At 71.6% G+C, this 19,182-nt stretch carries 20 protein-coding genes, 3 tRNA genes and 1 pseudogene; 5 read left to right on the top strand and 19 right to left on the bottom strand.

Annotated features, from left to right (window positions below; genetic code table 11):
* Positions 1–87: 87 nt before the first annotated feature.
* The 6 genes from CA983_RS24125 to CA983_RS24100 form a co-directional block, all read right to left on the bottom strand.
* Positions 88–1,143, bottom strand: a complete 1,056-nt coding sequence (locus CA983_RS24125) for a UDP-N-acetylmuramate dehydrogenase (protein ID WP_086602978.1) — start codon at positions 1,141–1,143, stop codon at positions 88–90.
* A 162-nt stretch (positions 1,144–1,305) separates the two neighbouring features.
* Positions 1,306–1,734, bottom strand: coding sequence for a MaoC family dehydratase (locus CA983_RS24120; RefSeq protein ID WP_086602977.1), 429 nt, complete (start codon positions 1,732–1,734; stop codon positions 1,306–1,308).
* A gap of 8 nt (positions 1,735–1,742) precedes the next feature.
* Positions 1,743–2,195, bottom strand: coding sequence for a MaoC family dehydratase N-terminal domain-containing protein (locus tag CA983_RS24115; protein ID WP_086602976.1), 453 nt, complete (start codon positions 2,193–2,195; stop codon positions 1,743–1,745).
* A gap of 100 nt (positions 2,196–2,295) precedes the next feature.
* Positions 2,296–2,460, bottom strand: coding sequence for a 50S ribosomal protein L33 (gene rpmG / locus CA983_RS24110; RefSeq protein ID WP_003948671.1), 165 nt, complete (start codon positions 2,458–2,460; stop codon positions 2,296–2,298).
* 88 nt (positions 2,461–2,548) lie between these two features.
* Positions 2,549–2,621: transfer RNA gene (locus tag CA983_RS24105), tRNA-Met, on the bottom strand.
* A gap of 46 nt (positions 2,622–2,667) precedes the next feature.
* Positions 2,668–2,740, bottom strand: a tRNA-Thr gene (locus tag CA983_RS24100).
* Positions 2,741–2,974: 234 nt separating this feature from the next.
* Here CA983_RS24100 and CA983_RS24095 point away from each other — a divergent pair.
* Both CA983_RS24095 and CA983_RS24090 read left to right on the top strand, forming a co-directional pair.
* Entirely contained in the window at positions 2,975–4,234 is a 1,260-nt protein-coding gene (locus CA983_RS24095) for an amidohydrolase family protein (protein WP_086602975.1), read from the top strand.
* Positions 4,235–4,310: 76 nt separating this feature from the next.
* On the top strand, positions 4,311–4,967 hold the full coding sequence (locus CA983_RS24090; RefSeq protein ID WP_086602979.1) for an NAD(P)H-binding protein: 657 nt from the start codon (positions 4,311–4,313) through the stop codon (positions 4,965–4,967).
* A 19-nt stretch (positions 4,968–4,986) separates the two neighbouring features.
* On the opposite strand, the gene CA983_RS24085 is transcribed toward CA983_RS24090, so the two are convergent.
* Together CA983_RS24085 and CA983_RS24080 are read right to left on the bottom strand one after the other, a co-directional pair.
* The gene (locus CA983_RS24085) at positions 4,987–5,199 is read right to left on the bottom strand and encodes a hypothetical protein (RefSeq protein ID WP_059424760.1); all 213 of its coding nucleotides are present in this window, start codon (positions 5,197–5,199) and stop codon (positions 4,987–4,989) included.
* A 261-nt stretch (positions 5,200–5,460) separates the two neighbouring features.
* Positions 5,461–5,542, bottom strand: a tRNA-Tyr gene (locus tag CA983_RS24080).
* Between the two features lie 224 nt (positions 5,543–5,766).
* On the opposite strand from CA983_RS24080, the gene CA983_RS24075 reads away from it, so the two are divergent.
* The gene (locus CA983_RS24075; RefSeq protein WP_059424751.1) at positions 5,767–6,255 is read left to right on the top strand and encodes a YajQ family cyclic di-GMP-binding protein; all 489 of its coding nucleotides are present in this window, start codon (positions 5,767–5,769) and stop codon (positions 6,253–6,255) included.
* Here CA983_RS24075 and CA983_RS45895 read toward each other — a convergent pair.
* Positions 6,246–6,503: a hypothetical protein gene (locus CA983_RS45895; protein ID WP_143645543.1), complete on the bottom strand. Its 258-nt coding sequence runs from the start codon at positions 6,501–6,503 to the stop codon at positions 6,246–6,248. The two genes, CA983_RS24075 and CA983_RS45895, sit on opposite strands and share 10 nt — an antisense overlap.
* Before the next feature lie 72 nt (positions 6,504–6,575).
* A complete protein-coding gene (locus CA983_RS24070; RefSeq protein ID WP_086602974.1) occupies positions 6,576–6,842 on the bottom strand; it encodes a GlsB/YeaQ/YmgE family stress response membrane protein in 267 nt (88 codons plus the stop codon).
* 200 nt (positions 6,843–7,042) lie between these two features.
* On the opposite strand from CA983_RS24070, the gene CA983_RS24065 reads away from it, so the two are divergent.
* Positions 7,043–8,299, top strand: a complete 1,257-nt coding sequence (locus CA983_RS24065) for an APC family permease (protein WP_086602973.1) — start codon at positions 7,043–7,045, stop codon at positions 8,297–8,299.
* Positions 8,300–8,575: 276 nt separating this feature from the next.
* Here the strand turns inward: CA983_RS24065 and CA983_RS24060 are convergent, their stop codons facing one another.
* From CA983_RS24060 to CA983_RS24020, 9 genes and pseudogenes are all read right to left on the bottom strand, one after another.
* Positions 8,576–8,968: a YccF domain-containing protein gene (locus tag CA983_RS24060; protein WP_086602972.1), complete on the bottom strand. Its 393-nt coding sequence runs from the start codon at positions 8,966–8,968 to the stop codon at positions 8,576–8,578.
* Entirely contained in the window at positions 8,965–9,828 is an 864-nt protein-coding gene (gene htpX / locus CA983_RS24055; protein ID WP_086602971.1) for a zinc metalloprotease HtpX, read from the bottom strand. The genes CA983_RS24060 and htpX overlap by 4 nt, the downstream gene beginning before the upstream one ends.
* A 239-nt stretch (positions 9,829–10,067) precedes the next feature.
* A complete protein-coding gene (locus CA983_RS24050) occupies positions 10,068–11,591 on the bottom strand; it encodes an NADH-quinone oxidoreductase subunit N (protein ID WP_086602970.1) in 1,524 nt (507 codons plus the stop codon).
* Positions 11,588–13,162: a complex I subunit 4 family protein gene (locus CA983_RS24045; protein WP_086602969.1), complete on the bottom strand. Its 1,575-nt coding sequence runs from the start codon at positions 13,160–13,162 to the stop codon at positions 11,588–11,590. The genes CA983_RS24050 and CA983_RS24045 overlap by 4 nt, the downstream gene beginning before the upstream one ends.
* 6 nt (positions 13,163–13,168) lie before the next feature.
* Positions 13,169–15,163: an NADH-quinone oxidoreductase subunit 5 family protein gene (locus CA983_RS24040; RefSeq protein WP_086602968.1), complete on the bottom strand. Its 1,995-nt coding sequence runs from the start codon at positions 15,161–15,163 to the stop codon at positions 13,169–13,171.
* Positions 15,160–15,558, bottom strand: a complete 399-nt coding sequence (gene nuoK, locus CA983_RS24035) for an NADH-quinone oxidoreductase subunit NuoK (RefSeq protein ID WP_059424736.1) — start codon at positions 15,556–15,558, stop codon at positions 15,160–15,162. The genes CA983_RS24040 and nuoK overlap by 4 nt, the downstream gene beginning before the upstream one ends.
* A complete protein-coding gene (locus CA983_RS24030; protein WP_086602967.1) occupies positions 15,558–16,256 on the bottom strand; it encodes an NADH-quinone oxidoreductase subunit J family protein in 699 nt (232 codons plus the stop codon). Before CA983_RS24030 ends, nuoK begins: the two co-directional genes overlap by 1 nt.
* Before the next feature lie 206 nt (positions 16,257–16,462).
* Positions 16,463–17,113 (bottom strand): annotated as a pseudogene (locus CA983_RS49205) (NuoI/complex I 23 kDa subunit family protein); the annotation flags it as partial.
* Between the two features lie 2 nt (positions 17,114–17,115).
* The gene (locus CA983_RS24020; RefSeq protein WP_086602965.1) at positions 17,116–18,084 is read right to left on the bottom strand and encodes a complex I subunit 1/NuoH family protein; all 969 of its coding nucleotides are present in this window, start codon (positions 18,082–18,084) and stop codon (positions 17,116–17,118) included.
* Positions 18,085–18,198: 114 nt separating this feature from the next.
* Here CA983_RS24020 and CA983_RS24015 point away from each other — a divergent pair, with 114 nt between their 5' ends.
* Positions 18,199–18,831, top strand: a complete 633-nt coding sequence (locus CA983_RS24015; RefSeq protein ID WP_143645542.1) for a hypothetical protein — start codon at positions 18,199–18,201, stop codon at positions 18,829–18,831.
* Positions 18,832–19,182 lie beyond the last annotated feature (351 nt).

Raw genomic sequence — 19,182 nt, 5'->3', positions numbered from 1 at the left:
GAGCCGAGAGCTTGGGGGAGGGGGGCGCAGCGGCACCCCCTCCGCCGGGCTGCGGACCCACCCGGCAGCGGCACCAAGGCAGGGTGCCTACAGGCTCACCCCTACCGTCACCGGCTCGTTGACCAGCGTGATCCCGAAGGCCTCGTGGACACCGGCCACGACCTCGCGGGCCAGGGCGAGCAGGTCCTCCGTGGTCGCGGTGCCCCGGTTGGTGAGGGCCAGGGTGTGCTTCGTGGAGATGCGGGCCGGCCCGTCGCCGTAGCCCTTCGTGAAGCCCGCCTTGTCGATCAGCCAGGCCGCGGACGTCTTGGTGTGGCCCTCCCCCGCCGGATACGCGGGCGGCTCCACCCCGTCGCCGAGCCGGTCGCGCACACGCGCGCGGAACGCCGCGAAGTCGGCGTCCGTGAGGATCGGGTTGGTGAAGAAGGACCCGGCCGACCAGGTGTCGTGGTCCTCGGGGTCCAGGACCATGCCCTTGCCGGCGCGCAGCTTGAGCACCGTGTCGCGGGCCGATGCGAGCGGGACGCGGTCGCCGGGTCCGACGCCGAGGGCGCGGGCCGTCTCGGCGTACCGGAGGGGGGCGGAGAGGCCGTCGGCGTCCTCCAGGGAGAAGCGGACGCGCAGGACCACGTAGCGCTCCGGGTCGGACTTGAAGCGGCTGTGGCGGTAGGAGAAGGCGCAGTCCTCGTTGGCCAGGGTGACCGTCTCGCCGGTCCGGCGGTCGTAGGCGACGACCTCGGTGATCGTCGAGGAGACCTCCTGGCCGTACGCCCCGACGTTCTGGATGGGGGTCGCGCCCGCGGAGCCGGGGATGCCGGCCAGGCACTCGATGCCGGCCAGGCCCACTTCGACCGTGCGGGCGACGGCGTCGGTCCACACCTCGCCGGCGGCCAGCTCGAGTCTCGTGCCGTCGAGGGAGTAGCCCTGGGTGGCGATGACGAGGGCGGTGCCCTCGAAGCCCTTGTCGCCGATGACCAGGTTCGAGCCGCCGCCGATGAGCAGCAGCGGGGTGCCCGCCTCGTCGGCTTCGCGGACGACGGCGATCACCTCGTCGTCCGTCGTCGCGGTGACCAGCCGGGTCGCGGGGCCGCCCAGCCGGAAGGTGGTCAGCGGGGCGAGGGGGGCGTCGTGGAGTTCCTGCACGGGCTCAAGAGTACGAGACGGCACTGACAGGCTCCGGCACGCGTGGGTGCGACCCCCGTTCGGCAGCCGATGCCGGTGAGTCCGGACGAGTGATGCCGGTACCCGCGTACGGGTAAGGGGCGCCCCGCAATGGAGAGCGCCCCTTACCCGGCATCTGCCGTCTCAGGCCAGCCGCACGACCGCACGCGACATGCCCAGCACCTTCTGCCCGGCGCTCGTCGCCGTGAGGTCCACGCGGACCGTGTTGTCGTCGAGCTTGGCCGCGACCTTGCCGCCGACCTCGATCACGGCGCCCTGGTCGTCGTTCGGGACGACGACGGGCTTGGTGAAGCGGACGCCGTACTCGACGACCGCGCCCGGGTCGCCGATCCAGTCGGTGACCACGCGGATCGCCTCGGCCATGGTGAACATGCCGTGCGCGATGACGTCGGGCAGGCCGACCTCCTTGGCGAACTTCTCGTTCCAGTGGATCGGGTTGAAGTCGCCGGAGGCGCCCGCGTACTGGACGAGGGTCGCGCGGGTCACGGGGAAGGTCTGCGCGGGCAGTTCCGTGCCGACCTCGACGTCGGAGTAGGAGATCTTCGCCGTCATGGGATCGCTCACGCCTCCTCGGCCGCGCGGGCCACGAGCTTGGTCCAGGCGGTCACGACGTGCTCGCCGGCCTCGTCGTGGACCTCGCCGCGGATGTCCAGGATGTCGTTGCCCGCGAGGGACTTGATCGCCTCGATGGTGGAGGTGACCGAGAGCCGGTCGCCGGCGCGGACCGGGCGGCGGTAGGCGAACTTCTGGTCCCCGTGCACCACGCGGCTGTAGTCCAGTCCGAGCTGCGGGTCCTGGACGACCTGCCCGGCGGCCTTGAAGGTGATCGAGAAGACGAAGGTCGGCGGCGCGATCACATCGGGGTGGCCGAGCGCCTTGGCGGCCTCCGCGTCCGTGTATGCCGGGTTGGTGTCCCCGACCGCCTCGGCGAACTCACGGATCTTCTCCCGGCCCACCTCGTAGGGCTCGGTGGGCGGGTACGTCCGCCCCACGAAGGACTGGTCGAGCGCCATGGCCCGGCACCTCCTGGTCGCACTACTGAACGATACGGGTCATTCAACGACGCGAGGCCGCCCCCGATCACTCGGGAACGGCCTCGCGTACGAGCCTGATTTATCGCGTTTCGCGGTGCGCGGTGTGCGCGTTGCAACGCGGGCAGTGCTTCTTCATCTCAAGACGGTCCGGGTTGTTACGCCGGTTCTTCTTGGTGATGTAGTTCCGCTCCTTGCACTCCACGCAGGCCAGCGTGATCTTCGGGCGGACGTCGGTGGCAGCCACGTGAGTGCTCCTAAGACGAACGGATGGACTGTTTAACGCAAGAAGAGTAGCCGATCGAAGGACCGACCCCGCAATCGGCTACTGAGAGTAGCGGTGACCGGACTTGAACCGGTGACACAGCGATTATGAGCCGCTTGCTCTACCGACTGAGCTACACCGCTTTGATGTGGTCGGGCCCCGCCTCGCGACGGGAACCGTTCACACCAGAGCCCCAAAACGGAATCGAACCGTTGACCTTCTCCTTACCATGGAGACGCTCTGCCGACTGAGCTATTGGGGCGAGCGATGAAGACATTACACGCTCCGCCGCCGTTCGCCCAAATCCGTTTCGGGTACCCGCCCGGACGCGCGCACCGTCCTCCCGGCAGCCCCGTGCGTGCCCCTCGTCCGCACAGCGGACCACGCCGGTACGACTATTGCGCTCCTCCCCGCGAGGGGTGGGAGGCCGTCCTAGGCTCGACTCACTCTGAGTGATCATGCGTCCTCGCGTGCGCAGCCGAGCCCCAGGAGCGCGATGCCCGACAGCCAGCCGCAGCCCCCGCCACCCTCGTCGTCCTCGCCGGGTCCGGCCGACCCGTCGTCGCTGCTGCTGTGCGGGGCGCGGCTCACCGACGGCCGGACCGTGGACGTACGGCTGGGCGGTGGGCGTATCGAGGCGGTCGGCACGGCCGGCAGCCTGGCGGCGGGCGGTACGCGCGCGTGCGGGGCGCGAGTGGATCTCGGCGGCTATCTGCTGCTGCCGGCCCCGGCCGAGCCGCACGCCCATGCCGACACGGCGCTGTCGGCCGATGCCGAGGGTCCGGTCTCCTACGAGCCCCAGGACGTCCAGCGCCGGGCGACCGAGGCCGCGCTGCTCCAGCTCGGGCACGGGGCGACGGCGGTACGGGCCCACGTGCGCGTGGGGGACGTCCAGGGGCTGGGCTCGCTGGAGGCCGTGTTGCAGGCCCGGCGGGCGCTGCGGGGGCTGGCCGAGCTGACGACGGTGGCGATGCCCCGGGTGCTGACCGGGGTGGCCGGGGCGGACGGGCTGGCGGTGCTGCGGGACGCCGTGAAGATGGGCGCCTCGGTGGTGGGCGGCCGGCCGGATCTCGACCCGGATCCGACGGGGTACGTGGAGGCGGTCCTGGGGGTGGCCTCCGAGCACGGCTGTCCCGTCGACCTGCACACGGACGCCGGGGATCCGGCGCGGCTGGCCCGGCTCGCGGCGATGGCGGGCGGGCTGCGCCCCGGGGTGACCCTCAGTCCGTGCGGCGATCTGGGCCGGCTGCCCTCCGAAGTGGCCTCGCGGACCGCGGACCAACTCGCGGCGGCCGGGGTGACGGTGGTGTGCCTGCCGCAGGGCGGCTGCGGTGGCGTGGACCGGCGGGGGGCGGCTCCGGTGCGGCTGCTGCGCGCGGCCGGGGTGCGAGTGGCCGCCGGGAGCGGGGCGCTGCGGGACGTGTCGAACCCCGTGGGGCGCGGCGACCCGCTGGAGGCGGCGTTCCTGTTGGCCTCGCGCTACGGCCTGTCGCCCGAGGAGGCGTACGACACGGTGAGCGGGTCGGCGCGGGCGGTGCTGGGGCTGCCGGAGGTGCGCGTGGAGGCGGGTTTCCCGGCCGAGTTGCTCGCGGTGCGCGGGGACCGGCTGGCGGGGGCGCTCTCGCTGGCGTACAGCCGCGTGGTGGTGCACCGGGGGCGCGTGGTGGCACGGACCAGCGCGGTGCGGGAGTTCTGCAGTTCGGCGGCTTCGGTGGAGCTGGGGCTGCCGCGGCAGGGGCGGGGGCAGGTGTCGTAGGCCTATGGCGGGTAGGGCGCCGGGTGTGGCTCACGTCGTTCGGCGGACGGTGCTGTCCGGGCGTACGGTCGAAGGCATGCGTACTGTCATCGCTGGTGGTCATGGTCAGATCGCGCTGCGGCTCGAGCGGCTGCTCGCCGCGCGCGGGGACGAGGTAGCGGGGATCATCCGCAAGGCCGAACAAGCCGACGATCTGCGGGAGGCCGGTGCCGAACCGGTCGTGCTCGACCTGGAGTCGGCGTCCGTGGACGAGGTCGCGGAGCGGCTCAGGGGTGCCGACGCGGCGGTGTTCGCGGCGGGCGCGGGCCCGGGCAGCGGGGCGGCCCGCAAGGACACCGTGGACAAGGCGGCGGCGGTCCTGTTCGCGGACGCGGCGGTGAAGGCGGGCGTGCGGCGCTTCGTGATCGTGTCGTCCATGGGCGCCGACCCGCAGCACCAGGGCGACGAGATCTTCGACGTGTACCTGCGCGCCAAGGGCGAGGCGGACGCGTACGTGCGCGGCCTGGACGCCCTGGACTGGACGATTCTGCGCCCCGGTCAGCTCACGGACGACGCCGGCACCGGGCTCGTACGCCTGGAGGCGCACACGGGTCGCGGCCCGATTCCGCGCGACGACGTCGCCGCCGTGCTGGCGGAGCTGGTGGACACCCCCGCGACGGCCGGCCTCACTCTGGAGCTGATCAGCGGGCCGGCTCCGGTGTCCGTGGCGGTGAAGTCGATCGCGGGGAACTGACGAGGCCGGGGAACCGTTCCTAGAACAGGGGCAGTTGGCCCGGGAAGTCGGGGACCGCGTAGCCGTCCAGGGAGGGCTGTTCCGGGCCGAGCCGGGCCTGGCGGCGGGAGCCCGGGCATGAGGTGAGTTCGCCGTGTTCCCGGGCGCCGGGCGGGTCGTGGCGCGCGTACCGCCCGGCGACGACGGCGATCTCGCGACGGCACTCGGGGCAGGTTCTGCGACGGGAGGACATGGGGCCAGTGTGCCGCGCGTGCGACCCGGGTATGCCTGTCCCCCAGCTCGTCGTCTTGGCACGCCGACCGGCGCCTCGGCTGGGGTCCGGGCACCGGCGCGCGTCGCGCTGGACCGTGATCCACTTCACCCTGCCGGAGGCGGCCGACTCCCGGACCGGCATCAAAGCCGACTCCCGGACCGGCATCAAATACGGGCCAGCCCATACGAAAGACCCCCTCCCATCTGCGTCTCCGCAGTTGAGAGGGGGTCTTCCCCAGTGTGGCGGCGCCAGGATTCGAACCTGGGAAGGCTGAGCCGGCAGATTTACAGTCTGCTCCCTTTGGCCGCTCGGGCACACCGCCGGGGTTGCTGCCCGTCGAACCGCCTTTTTTCCGGCGGCGCTCCGTGGCAACGACGTAAACAATACCTGATGTGGAGGGGTGCTTCGCCACCCGATTGATCAGCGCTCGGAGGGCGGGGGGTGGCTAGGCTTGTCCGGATGCGGCCCGGGATCTGAACAGGCCCGGCGGCCGCCCACGTACGCCGGTACGCACGATACGCACCCCGATACAAGGAGCCACAGGACATGGCCGACTCCAGTTTCGACATCGTCTCGAAGGTCGAGCGGCAGGAGGTCGACAACGCACTGAACCAGGCCGCCAAGGAGATCTCGCAGCGCTACGACTTCAAGGGCGTGGGTGCCTCGATCTCGTGGTCCGGTGAGCAGATCCTCATGGAGGCGAACTCCGAGGACCGGGTGAAGGCAATCCTCGACGTCTTCCAGTCCAAGCTGATCAAGCGCGGCATCTCGCTGAAGGCTCTGGACGCGGGCGAGCCCCAGCTCTCCGGCAAGGAGTACAAGATCTTCGCGTCGATCAAGGAGGGCATCTCCCAGGAGAACGCGAAGAAGGTGGCGAAGACCATCCGCGACGAGGGCCCCAAGGGCGTGAAGGCGCAGGTGCAGGGCGAGGAGCTGCGGGTCAGCTCCAAGAGCCGTGACGATCTTCAGGCCGTCATCGCCCTGCTGAAGGGCAAGGACTTCGACTTCGCCATGCAGTTCGTGAACTACCGGTAGGTCCGGTCGAGTCCTCGGGGCTCCCGGTCTGCATGGGTGGGCTCCCGGTCTGCATGGTTGCGAGGAAGGGTGGGCACCTGCTGGGTGCCCACCCTTCTCGCCTGCTGGCTGCGGTCGATGGGCGCGTGCCGGGCACGGGCGGTGGGCGTGCCCGGCACGGGCGGTGGGCGTGCCCGGCACGGGCGGTGGGCGTGCCCGGCACGGGCGGTGGGCGTGCCGACCGCGTGGGCGGTGGGCGTGCTGGGCACGGGCGGTGGGTGTCGGCCAGTCGTGGGGCGTGCGCGCGGGCGGTGAACGTACGCCGGCCGCGGGTCGCGCGGTCAGGTGCGTGAGTTGCCGAGCAGGAGGCGGTAGGCGATCAGGAGGACGAGCGATCCGCCGATCGCCGCGGCCCAGGTCGCGCCGTCGTAGAAGTTCTGGGTGATCGGGTGGTCCATCCAGCGGGCGGATATCCAGCCGCCGATGAATGCTCCCGCGATGCCGATCAGAGTCGTGCCGATGAGGCCACCCGGGTCGCGCCCCGGCAGCAGGAACTTCGCGATGGCTCCGGCCAACAGTCCCAGGAGGATCCAGCTGATGATGGTCATGCCGTGAACCTGCCCTTCCACGCTGTGCCCGCACTGTCCCGGCCATGTGATCTTGCTCCCGGCAGGCCGTGCTCGTGCGTCGTGCGTCGTACGCCGGGTGTTCCGCGTGCGACGTCCTTGCCGCGCGCGTTCACGCCGTCTTGGTGGGGAGGACACCCTGGCGGCATCCGTCGGTTGCACTGATCAGTAGGGTGCGGTGCATGACAGCCTCCGCTTCCGGACTGCGCCGCACCCTGGGCGTCGGGGACGCCGTCGTCGTCGGACTCGGCTCGATGGTGGGAGCCGGGATCTTCGCCGCCCTCGCGCCCGCGGCGCACGCGGCCGGCTCCGGGCTGCTCCTCGGGCTCGCGGTCGCCGCCGTGGTCGCGTACTGCAACGCCATGTCGTCGGCTCGGCTCGCCGCCCTGTATCCGGCCTCGGGCGGTACGTACGTGTACGGGCGTGAGCGGCTCGGGGAGTTCTGGGGGTATCTCGCGGGCTGGTCGTTCGTGGTCGGGAAGACGGCCTCCTGTGCGGCGATGGCGCTCACCGTGGGCACGTACGTCTGGCCGGGGCAGGCGCACGCGGTGGCGGTCGCGGCCGTGGTGGCGCTGACGGCGGTGAACTACGGCGGTGTCCAGAAGTCCGCGTGGCTGACGCGGGTGATCGTGGCGGTGGTCCTGGCTGTCCTCGCTGCCGTGGTGGTCGTGTGTCTGGTGTCCGGCGAGGCGGATGCCGGGCGGCTGGACATCGGGGCCTCGGACGGTGCGGGCGGTGTGCTTCAGGCGGCTGGTCTGCTGTTCTTCGCGTTCGCGGGGTACGCCCGGATCGCGACCCTCGGTGAGGAGGTGCGGGACCCGGCGCGCACCATTCCGCGCGCGATCCCGCTGGCGCTGGGCATCGCGCTGGTGGTGTACGCGGGTGTGGCGGTGGCTGTCCTTTCGGTGCTGGGGTCGGACGGTCTCGGGGACGCGACGGCGCCGCTGGCCGACGCTGTGCGGGCGGCCGGGATGCCCTGGCTCGTGCCGGTGGTGCGGATCGGTGCGGCCGTGGCCGCGCTGGGGTCGCTGCTCGCCTTGATCCTGGGCGTCTCGCGGACGACGCTGGCCATGGCCCGGGACCGGCATCTGCCGGGCGCGCTGGCGGCCGTGCATCCGCGTTTCCAGGTGCCGCACCGGGCGGAGCTGGCCGTGGGTGCGGTGGTCGCGGTCCTGGCTGCCACGGTGGACGTCCGGGGCGCGATCGGGTTCTCCTCCTTCGGGGTGCTGGCGTACTACGCCGTGGCCAACGCGTCGGCCTGGACACTGAATTCGGCGCCGGCGGCACGGGTGATGCCGGTGGTCGGGCTGGTCGGGTGCGCGGTGCTGGCGTTCTCGCTGCCGGGGATTTCGGTGGTCGTGGGCGCGGGTGTGCTGGTGGTGGGGGCGGTTGCGTACGGAATGCGGCGGGTGGTGCGGACGAGGGCTGGGAGGGCGTAGGACTGCTGCCCTCTTTGCTGTGGGCGGGGGCTTACCGGGCCATTGGCTGCTGCCCGGGCCCGCTTCGGTTGCTGCCGGTCAGGGGCCTCTGCCCGGGGCGGGAGGCTCAGGACGTGAAGTCCAACTGCGTGGGCCGGTGTTGTGGGCCTTGGCCGTCACTCGTTCCGGCAACTGCTCGATCGCGGTCATGGGTTCATGATGCAGGCCGCCACTGACAGCCGCGCGGGCCTGTGGATAACCGGTGGCCTGTGGAAACCGGGCGGCGCCGCCCCGCCGTCAGCGCACCGCGAACGGCTCGTTCGTCCGCACGATGTCGCGGCCCAGCGGGAGCAGCGAGACCGGGATGAGCTTGAAGTTGGCGATGCCGAGCGGGATGCCGATGATCGTGACGCACAGCGCGACGCCGGTGACGATGTGGCCGAGGGCCAGCCACCAGCCCGCGAGCACCAGCCACAGGACATTGCCGACGCAGGACGGCGCGCCCGCGTCACGGCGCTCGACCGTCGTGTACCCGAAGGGCCACAGCGCGTAGACGCCGATGCGGAAGGCCGCGACGCCGAACGGGATGCCGATGATGGTGATGCAGAGGAGCAGGCCCGCGAGCATGTAGGCGAGGAACAGCCAGAAGCCGCTGAAGACGAGCCATATGACGTTCAGGATGGTCTTCACTGATTCCCACCTGCCATCTTCTCGAGCCGGGCGATGCGGTCCGCCATCGGCGGGTGTGTGGAGAACATCTTCGACAGACCCTGGCCGGGCCGGAACGGGTTCGCGATCATCATGTGGCTGGCGGTCTCGATGCGCGGCTCGGGCGGCAGCGGGAGCTGCTTGGTGCCGAGTTCGAGCTTGCGCAGGGCGCTGGCCAGGGCGAGCGGGTCGCCGGTGAGCTGGGCGCCGGAGGCGTCCGCCTGGTACTCCCGGGAGCGGCTGACGGCCAGTTGGATGAGCGAGGCGGCGAGCGGGCCCAGGATCATGATCAGCAGCATGCCGAGCAGGCCGGGGCCGTCGTCGTCGTCCGAGCGCCCGATCGGGATCAGCCAGGCGAAGTTGACCAGAAACATGATGACGGAGGCGAGGGCGCCGGCGACCGACGAGATGAGGATGTCGCGGTTGTAGACATGGCTGAGCTCATGGCCGATGACGCCGCGCAGCTCGCGCTCGTCCAGGAGACGCAGGATGCCTTCGGTGCAGCACACGGCGGCGTTGCGCGGGTTGCGCCCGGTGGCGAAGGCGTTGGGTGCCTCCGTCGGGGAGATGTACAGGCGCGGCATGGGCTGGCGGGCCTGCGTGGAGAGCTCGCGGACCATGCGGTAGAGCCCCGGGGCCTCGAACTCGCTCACCGGGCGGGCGCGCATCGCGCGGAGGGCCAGCTTGTCGCTGTTCCAGTACGCGTACGCGTTGGTGACCAGCGCTACCAGGACGGCGATGACGAGCCCCATGCGGCCGAAGAAGCTGCCGATGACGATGATGAGTGCGGACAGTCCTCCGAGGAGGACTGCTGTCCTGAGCCCGTTGTGCCGGCGGTGCACGGTACGCCCTCCAAGTGGTGCGGCAGGGGGACCCTTGCTTGCTGATCTGCGGTTTCACTGGTGCCGTGATGTTCACGTCCAGTGGACCTTCCCGTACTGGTCAACGCCAGGCGGGAGGCACTAGTTCCCTTGTGCGCGCGGCGGGGGTGTGGACCGTCCGGGTGAACGGCGCCGGGAAAGCGGCACGCGCGCGTGGAGGGCCGGGTGCCCCACGCGCGCGTGGCGAATGCGCCTGTTGTTCAGAAAAGGGCCGTGTCGGTGAAGCGCAGGACCAGCTGGGGTGCGCCGGACAGGGCGATTCCGAGGACGCCGGTCAGCGCGATGGCGGCGGTGAGCGGGGCGGGGACGCGGTGCTTCTCGGGTTCGCCCTCGGGGGCGCGGAAAAGCAGGGCCGTCCACTGGAGGTAGTAGAACAGCGCGATGACGACGTTGACGGCCATGATGACGGCCAGCCAGCCGAGGCCGGCGTCGACGGCCGCCGAGAAGACGGTGACCTTGGCGAAGAGGCCGATGATGCCCGGCGGCAGCCCGGCGAGGCAGAGCAGGAAGAACGCCAGGAGCAGCGCGGACAGGGGGCTCGACGCGTACAGGCCGCGGTAGTCGGAGACGCGGTTGAGGGACTTCGTCCGGCCGACGAGGGCGGCCACGGCGAAGGCACCGAGGTTCACCGCGCCGTACATCAGGGCGTAGGCGACGGTGGAGCCGATCGACTTCTCGGCGTCCCCGGAGTAGGCGGCGGCAGCGATCGGCACCAGGAGGTAGCCGGCCTGGCCGACGGACGACCAGGCGAGCAGGCGTACCGCGCTGTACGCGCGCGTGGCCTGCTGGCGGAGGGCGCCCACGTTGCCCACGGTCATGGTGAGCGCGGCCAGCGTGGCCAGGGCCGGGCCCCAGACGTCGGCGTACGACGGGAGGGCGACGACCGTGACGAGGATCAGGCCGCTGAAACCGACCGCCTTGCCGATGACCGACAGGTAGGCGGCGATCGGCAGGGGCGCCCCCACATAGGTGTCGGGCACCCAGAAGTGGAATGGCACGGCGGCCGTCTTGAAGGCGAAGCCGACGAGGGTGAGGACGACGCCGGTCTGGGCGAGCGTGTGGAGTTGCCCGTCGACGTTTTGGATGCGGTCGGCGACCTGGGTGAGGTAGAGGGTGCCCGTGGAGGCGTACAGGAAGCTGATGCCCATGAGGCTGACCGCGGTCGCGGTGACCGAGGACAGGAAGAACTTCAGGGCCGCTTCGGAGGATTTCCGGTCGCCGTACCTGAGGCCGACCAGCGCGAAGGCGGGCAGGGAGGCGACCTCGAGGGCGACGATCAGGGTCGCGAAGTCCCGGGAGGCGGGCAGGAGGGCGGCGCCGGCCGCGGAGGACAGCAGCAGGAACCAGTACTCGCCTTCGGGAAGCTCCTTCCGGGCGTCCTTCAGGGCGGTGACCGACAGGAGGGCGGCGAGGAGGGCGCCGCCGAGGACGAGGAACTGGATGACCAGGGTGAAGCGGTCGGCCGTGTAGCTGCACACGGTGGCGTCGCGGGTCAGGCAGAAGGTGCTGCGGTCGCCGTCCAGGAGGGGCAGCAGCATCAGTGTGGCGGCGGCCAGGCCGGCCACGGACGTCCAGCCGAGCAGCGTCTTCCGGTTCTCGGCGACGAACAGGTCGGCGACCAGGACGACGAGTCCGACGACCGCCGCGATGGTGGGCGGTGCGATCGCGAGCCAGTCGACGGACTGGACCAGCGACGCGGCCAGGGGCTGGGCCGGGGAGCTCATCGGGTGCCTCCTGCGAGGAGCTGCTGGACGGCCGGGTCGCTCAGGCCGAGGAGGGCCTTGGGCCACAGGCCCGCGACGACAGTGAGGACGACGAGCGGGGTCCAGGCCGCGAACTCGTACGAGCGGACGTCGGTGAGCCTGGGGGCGTCCTGGGGCAGGGCACCCATGCAGACGCGGCGGACCACGATCAGCAGGTACGCGGCCGTCAGCAGCGTCCCGAACGCACCGATCGCCATGAAGGTGAGGAAGGCGGGACGGCTGAGGCCTGCTGCCGGCTGGAACGCGCCGAACAGGGCCAGCATCTCGCCCCAGAACCCGGCCAGGCCCGGCAGACCGAGCGAGGCGACCGCGGCGAAGGCGAGCAGGCCACCGAGGCGCGGGGCCTTGCCGTAGAGCGCGGCTCCGGTCTCCTCGGCAAGGGTGTCGAGGTCGGTGGTGCCGGTGCGGTCCTTCAGCGCGCCGACCAGGAAGAAGAGCAGGCCGGTGATGAGTCCGTGGGCGATGTTGGCGAACAGGGCGCCGTTCACGCCGGTCGGGGTCATCGTGGCGATGCCGAGCAGGACGAAGCCCATGTGGCCGACGGAGGAGTAGGCGATGAGGCGCTTGAGGTCGCCCTTCGCGCCCTGCCTGGCGAGGGCCAGGCAGGCCAGGGATCCGTAGATGATGCCGACGACGGCGAGCGCTGCGAGGTAAGGCGCGAAGGTGCGGAAGCCGTCCGGTGCGATGGGGAGGAGAATCCGGACGAACCCGTACGTACCCATCTTGAGCAGGACGCCGGCCAGCAGGACCGAGCCGACGGTCGGCGCGGCGGTGTGGGCGTCGGGCAGCCAGCTGTGCAGCGGCCACATCGGCGTCTTGACCGCGAGGCCGATCCCGATCGCCAGAACGGCGATGACCTGCACGGATGTGGTCAGCGACCGGCCGTTGTCAGTGGCGAGTGCCATCATGTCGAACGTGCCCGCCTTGATCCCGATCAGGAGCAGGCCGAGCAGCATGACCACGGAGCCGAGCAGCGTGTAGAGGATGAACCGCCACGCGGCCTGGCTCCGCCCCTCGCCGCCCCAGCGGGCGATGAGGAAGTACATCGGGATGAGGACCATCTCGAATGCGAGGAAGAACAGCAGCAGGTCGAGGACGGCGAAGGCCGCGAGCGTGCCGGACTCGAGGACGAGCAGCAGCGCGACGAAGGCCTTCGGGGCCGGCCCCGCGGGCATCTTGAAGTACGAGTAGAGCGCGCAGAGGAAGGTCAACAACGCGGTCAGGACCAGAAGGGGGAGGGAGATGCCGTCGATGCCGAGGTGGATGCGTACGTCGAGTGCGGGGATCCAGCTGATGTCCGTGCTGGCCTGCATCTTCGACGGCTGGTCGTGGTCGAAGCCGAGCGCGAGGACGATCGCCGCGATGAGGACCGCGCCGGTGACGGTGACGCCGTGCCGGAGCACGGCCTGCTCAGGTGACTTCCCCTTCAGCCCGGGCGGGGCCGGCAGGAGAGCCGCGGCGGCGCCCAGGAGCGGCCCGACGACGACGAACGCCAGAAGGAACTGCATCACGGACTCGTTGATATCGATCACGCCTGCTCACGCTCCCGTGGCGACGAGGACGACGGCGACCGCGAGGACGACGGTGCCGGCGAGCAGCGCGCTCACATAGGTCTGGACGTTGCCGGTCTGGGCGCGCCGTACGGCGGCGCCGAGCCAGCGGGGCAGCGCACCCGCGCCGCGTACGTAGGTCTCGACGACCTCCCGGTCCAGGAACCGGACGAGGCTCGCCCCGGCCTGGACCGGGCGGACGAAGAGGGCCCTGTACACGGCGTCCATGTGGAAGCCGGCGGCCGCGTGGCGGTGCAGCGGGCTGAGCAGGAGCCGTCCGGGGTCGGCGGGGTCGGGCGCGTAGGCGATGTCGCCGTAGGCCGGCTTGTGGGTGGCGATGGCCTCCGCCTCGACCTGGGCGGCGTCGCCCTCGGGGTGGGCCGCGACCGCGCCCAGCGGGACGCGTGCGGTGAGCGCGGTGGTGTGCCGCCAGGCGCCGTAGGTGACGATGCCGCCGACCAGGGCCACGCCCGTGCCGAGCACGGAGGTGGTGAGGGTCGGGCTGAGGTCGCGGCCGTCGAACCAGTCGGGCAGCAGGCGGAACGCGAATCCGCCGAGGGCCAGGGAGGGGGCGGCGAGCACCCACAGCACGACGGTCATCGTCAGCGGCTGCCTGCCGTGGTCGGGGGCTTCAGTGCCCCGGCCGCGGAAGGCCAACAGCCACAGGCGCATCGCGTAGGCGGCGGTGAGCACGGCCGTGAGCAGGCCGGCGACGAGCACGATCCAGCCCGCGGCGGCCGGGGCGCGGTCCGTGTGACCGGTGACGACGTGTTCGGCGACGCCGAGGACGGCCTCCTTGGAGAAGAAGCCGCTGAACGGCGGGATCGCGGCGAGCGCGAGCAGCGCCACGGTCATCGTCCAGTAGGCGTCGGGGACGCGGTCGCGCAGGTTTCGCATGCGGGACATCGCCGCGAGCGAGTTGGTGCCGGCGGCGTGGATGATCACGCCGGCCGCGAGGAACAGCAGCGCCTTGAAGGCGCCGTGGGACAGGAGGTGGAAGACGGCGGCACCACGGTCGCCGACGGCCAGGGCACCGGACATGTAGCCGAGCTGACCGATCGTCGAGTAGGCGAGGACGCGTTTGATGTCGTCCTGGGCGAGCGCGGCGAGCGCCGAGCAGGCCATCGTGACGGCGGCCATGACGGCGAGGACCACCATCGCGGCCTGGGAGGCCTCGAACAGCGGCAGGAGACGGGCGATGAAGTAGACACCGGCGGCGACCATCGTCGCGGCGTGGATCAGCGCGGAGACGGGGGTCGGGCCCGCCATCGCGTCGGGGAGCCAGGTGTGCAGCGGGAACTGCGCCGACTTGCCCGCCACGCCGGCGAGGAGGAGCAGGGCGATCAGTGTCGGGTGGTCGAGCGAGCCGCTCGCGACGGCGCCGAGGACCCGGGTGATGCGGAACGAACCGGCGTCGGTGGCCAGGGCGAACAGGCCGATGAGGAAGGGGACGTCGCCGAGCTTGGTGACCAGGAAGGCCTTGAGGGAGGCGGCACGGGCCTCCGGGGTCTCCCAGTAGTGGCCGACCAGGAAGTAGGAGCAGATGCCCATGACTTCCCAGCCGACCAGCAGCACGATCAGGTCGCCGGAGTAGACGACCAGGAGCATCGCGGAGGTGAAGAGGGAGACGAGGGCGGCGTACGAGGGGTAGCGCGGGTCGTCGCGCAGGTAACCCGTCGAGTAGATCTGCACGCAGGAGGCGACGAGGCCGACGAGGACGGCGACGAGGGCGGCGAAGCCGTCGATGTGCAGGGCGAGTTCGATCGGGACGGAGCCGGTGGGGGTGAGTTCCGTGGCCGCGTTGACGGCCGCGTCACCGCCCTGACGCACGGCGACCAGCGTGGCGAGCACCAGGGAGGTGAGCGTCGGCAGGACGGCGAGGGGGCGGACGAATCCGGGTGCCGTGCGGCCCAGGAGCAGGCCGGCGACGGCGCCGAGGAACGGAAGGAGGGGAACGAGGACGGCGAGGGTGGTCGTGGTCACGCGGTGGCCTCAGCCTTCTGGGCCTCGCCGGACTGCTCGGCCGTAAGGGCGTCGTGGTCGGTGCCGTCGGGGTCGTGCCGTTCGGCGGTGTCGCGGAGCTTGTCGATGTCCGCGGTGCCGCGGTTGCGGTGGACGGCGAGGACGATGGCCAGGCCGATGCCGATCTCGGCGGCGGCGATGGCGATGGTGAACAGGGTGAGGGCCTGGCCGGAGTGCAGGGTCTCCTCGGCGGTCTTGCTGAGCCAGACGTCGAAGGCGACCAGGTTGAGGTTGACGGCGTTGAGCATCAGCTCGACCGACATCAGGACCAGGATCGCGTTGCGGCGGGCGAGGACGCCGTACAGGCCCGTGCAGAAGAGGAGGGCGGAGAGGACGGCGGGATAGGCGAGGTGCATCAGCGGGTCCCTTCCTTCTCGCTCCCGGGGGCCGGGGTGCGTCCGGTTCCCGGGGTGCTTCCGGTGGCCGGGGTGCTCCTGGTGTCCGGGGTGCTCCCGGCCGCGGTCGCCGCAGCGGCCTTGGCCTTACGGGACAGGACGATCGCGCCGACCAGAGCGGCGAGGAGGAGGACGGAGAGGGCCTCGAAGGGGAGGACCCAGTTCTGGAAGAGGCTCGCGCCGGTGGCCTCGGTGGAACCGGCGGCGGGGCCGTCCAGGTCGATCCAGGTCGTGCGGAAGGCGTCGACGACGACCCAGACCAGGGCGGCAGCGGCGGCGACGGCCACGGTGAGGGCGGCCCAGCGGTTGCCGGAGTCGGCGTCCGGGGAGCGGCCGATGGGCGCCCTGGTGAGCATCAGACCGAACAGGAGGAGGACGACGACGGAACCGACGTAGATGAGGACCTGTACCCAGGCGATGAACTCGGCGGTGAGCAGGAGGTACTCGACGGCCAGGCCGCCGAGGGTGACCACGAGCCACAGGGCGGCATGCACCAGTTGCCGGGTGGTGACGGTGACGAGCGCGGCGCCGAAGGTGACCAGGCCGACGAGGACGAAGGCGATCTCGACGCCGGTCGGGGAGAGGAAGCCGTGGGTCTCGGCAGCGGTCCTGGTGGTCGGGCCCGTCGCGAGGAGGCATGCGGTTGCGGCGAGGGTCATTCCTGGCCCTCCTGCCGGGGCGTCGGCTGGTCCGGCGTCGCCTGGCCCGGCCTCGGGTGATCCGGCTTCGCCTGGCCCGGCTTCGGGTGGTCCGGCGTCGCCTGGCCCGGCYTCGGGTGGTCCGGCGTCGCCTGGCCCGGCTTCGGCTGGTCCGGCGTCGCCTGGCCCGGCTTCGGCTGGTCCGGCGTCGCCTGGCCCGGCTTTGGCTGGTCCGGCTTCGGGTGATCCGGCTTCGGCTGGTCGGTCTGCTGCTTGGAGTCGCCCTGCGGGCGGGTCGGTCGCTCGGCTGCCCGGGCCTGCTCGTCGGCGTGCGGTTCGGTGGCGGGCGGGGCCTGCTGGGCGGCCAGCTTGTCGGCGGACTTGCGGGCGGTGGCGAGTTCCTTCGGTTCCTCCGCGCCGGGGTCGAGGGCCGGCGGCGCCGGGACGGTCCACATCCACTCGCGGAGCTTGTCGCGCTCGTGGGTGAGGTCGCGGATGTCGGTCTCGGCGTACTCGAACTCCGGGGACCAGAACAGCGCGTCGAAAGGACAGACCTCGATGCAGATACCGCAGTACATGCACAGGGAGAAGTCGATGGCGAAGCGGTCGAGGACGTTGCGGCTGCGTTCGCGGCCGCCGGGGGTCGCCGCCGGGACCGTCTCCTTGTGGGAGTCGATGTAGATGCACCAGTCCGGGCACTCGCGGGCGCACAGCATGCAGACCGTGCAGTTCTCCTCGAACAGGCCGATCACACCGCGGGTGCGGGGCGGGAGGTCGGGCTGGGCGTCCGGGTACTGCGCGGTGACGGACTTCTTCGTCATCGTGCGGAGGGTGACGGCCAGGCCCTTGGCCAGGCCGCTGCCGGGAATGGGGGCCATGGTTACTGGATCACCACCTTGACGATGCCGGTGAGGGCGATCTGGGCGAGGGAGAGGGGGACGAGGAGCGTCCAGGACAGCTTCTGGAGCTGGTCCTCGCGCAGGCGGGGGTAGGTGACGCGGAGCCAGATCACGATGAAGGCCAGGACGGCGGTCTTCAGCAGGGTCCAGACCCAGCCGAGGCCATCGGCGCCCCAGGGGCCGTGCCAGCCGCCCAGGAAGAGGACGGTGGTCAGGCCGCACAGGACGACGATTCCGGCGTACTCGGCGAGGAGGAACAGGGCGAAGCGGAGGCCGGTGTACTCGGTGTACGCGCCGAAGATGATCTCCGAGTCGGCGACGGGCATGTCGAAGGGCGGGCGCTGGAGTTCGGCGAGGCCGGCCACGAAGAAGACGATCGCGCCGACGATCTGCCAGGGCAGCCACCACCACTCGAAGGCGTCGAGGATGCCGGGGATCGAGACGGTGCCGGCCGCCATCGCCACCGAGGCGGCGGTCAGGAGCATCGGCAGTTCGTAGGCGAGGAGCTGGGCGGCGGTGCGGAGGCCGCCGAGGAGGGAAAACTTGTTCGCGGACGCCCAGCCGGCCATGAGCGAACCGAGGACGCCGACGCCCATGACGGCCAGGACGAAGAAGACGCCGGCGTCGATGACCTGGCCGACGGCTCCCTCGTCCGGGCCGATGGGGATGGCGAGCAGGACGAGGAGGTAGGGCAGGAGGGCGACAGCGGGGGCCAGTTGGAAGATGCGGCGGTCCGCGCCCGCGGGGACGACGTCCTCCTTCTGCGCGAACTTCACGCCGTCGGCGATCAGCTGGGCCCAGCCGTGGAAGCCGCCGGCGTACATGGGGCCGAGGCGGCCCTGCATGTGGGCCATCACCTTGTGTTCGGTCTGGCCGATGATCAAGGGGAAGGTGAGGAAGACGACGAACACGATCAGGAGTCGCAGGATGACGTCGAGCACGTCGTTCACCGCGGGCCTCCTGTGGGTTCTTCGGGGTTTTCGGGGTTGTCGGGGTTGTCGGGGTTTTCGAGGTTGTCGTTGTTGGCGTTGTCGGCGGGCTGCCTGGTGTTGGCCGGTTTCCGGGTGTCCGGTGATTCCGAGGTGCTGTTCGGGGTCTTCGAGTCACCCGGCGGCTCGGGAGTCGGCAACGGTCCGGCCTCGGGCGACGGCTCGGGAGCCGGTTCGTCGAAGGCCGGGCGGGCGTGGTGCCAGGGGGCGTCCGTGCTGCGCGGGGGTCGCGARGCCGCCCTGCCCGGCCGGCTGTCGCCGGGTTGGGACGCGGCAGGCCGGCCGACGGAGCCCTCCGATGCGCTGCGCGACCGGCGCGGGCCGGCAGGGGGACCGGGCTGCGTCCGCGGCGACGCCGAGCCGTCACTCGCGCTTCGCGCCCGGCGCGGCTCCGCCGAGGTTGGCGGGGACCCGGGCTGGGTGGCCGACGGCTCCGGCGCGGTGGCCGCCGACTCCGAGTCAGTGGTCGGGGACCCGGGCTCGGTGGCCGACGGCTCCGGCTGGGTGGCCGACGGCTGGGAGCCGGTGGCCGACGGCTGGGAGCCGGTCGTGGTCGCCGCTGGTTCGGCTTCGGTCGCCTGGGCACCGGTGCCGGAGGTCGTGGATTCAGGGTCGGTGGATGTCTGGCTTGCCGAGCCCTCCGCCGCTGTGCGGGTAGGGCGCGGTGCGGCCGGCGACTCGGAGGGCGTGTCGCCCGTCGTGGCCTGACTGGCCGAGCCGTCCGCCGCCGAGCGGTCGCGTCGCGGTCCCGCCGAAGCYGGAGCAGCCGACTTCCCCGGCACGGTCTGGCTCGCCGATCCCTCCGCGGCCGTCCGCGCACGGCGTGGGGAAGCCGGAGACGGAGTACCCACGTCGTCGGAAGCGGCCCGGCTGGCCGAGCCCTCCGGCGCCGAGCGGTCGCGGCCCGAGGCAGCCGGAGACGAAGTATCCGCGTCACCCGCAGCGGACTGACTCGCCGCACCCGCCTCCGCCGAGCGGTCGCGGCGCGGGGCCGTCGGGGACGGAGTACCCGCGTCACCGGCAGCGGACTGGCTTGCCGAGCCCGCCGACGCCGAACGG

Source organism: Streptomyces swartbergensis (assembly GCF_002148965.1).
Taxonomy (GTDB): Bacteria; Actinomycetota; Actinomycetes; order Streptomycetales; family Streptomycetaceae; genus Streptomyces; species Streptomyces swartbergensis.
The sequence above is the reverse complement of the archived record's forward strand: the minus strand, read 5'-3'. Positions and strand labels throughout refer to the sequence as shown.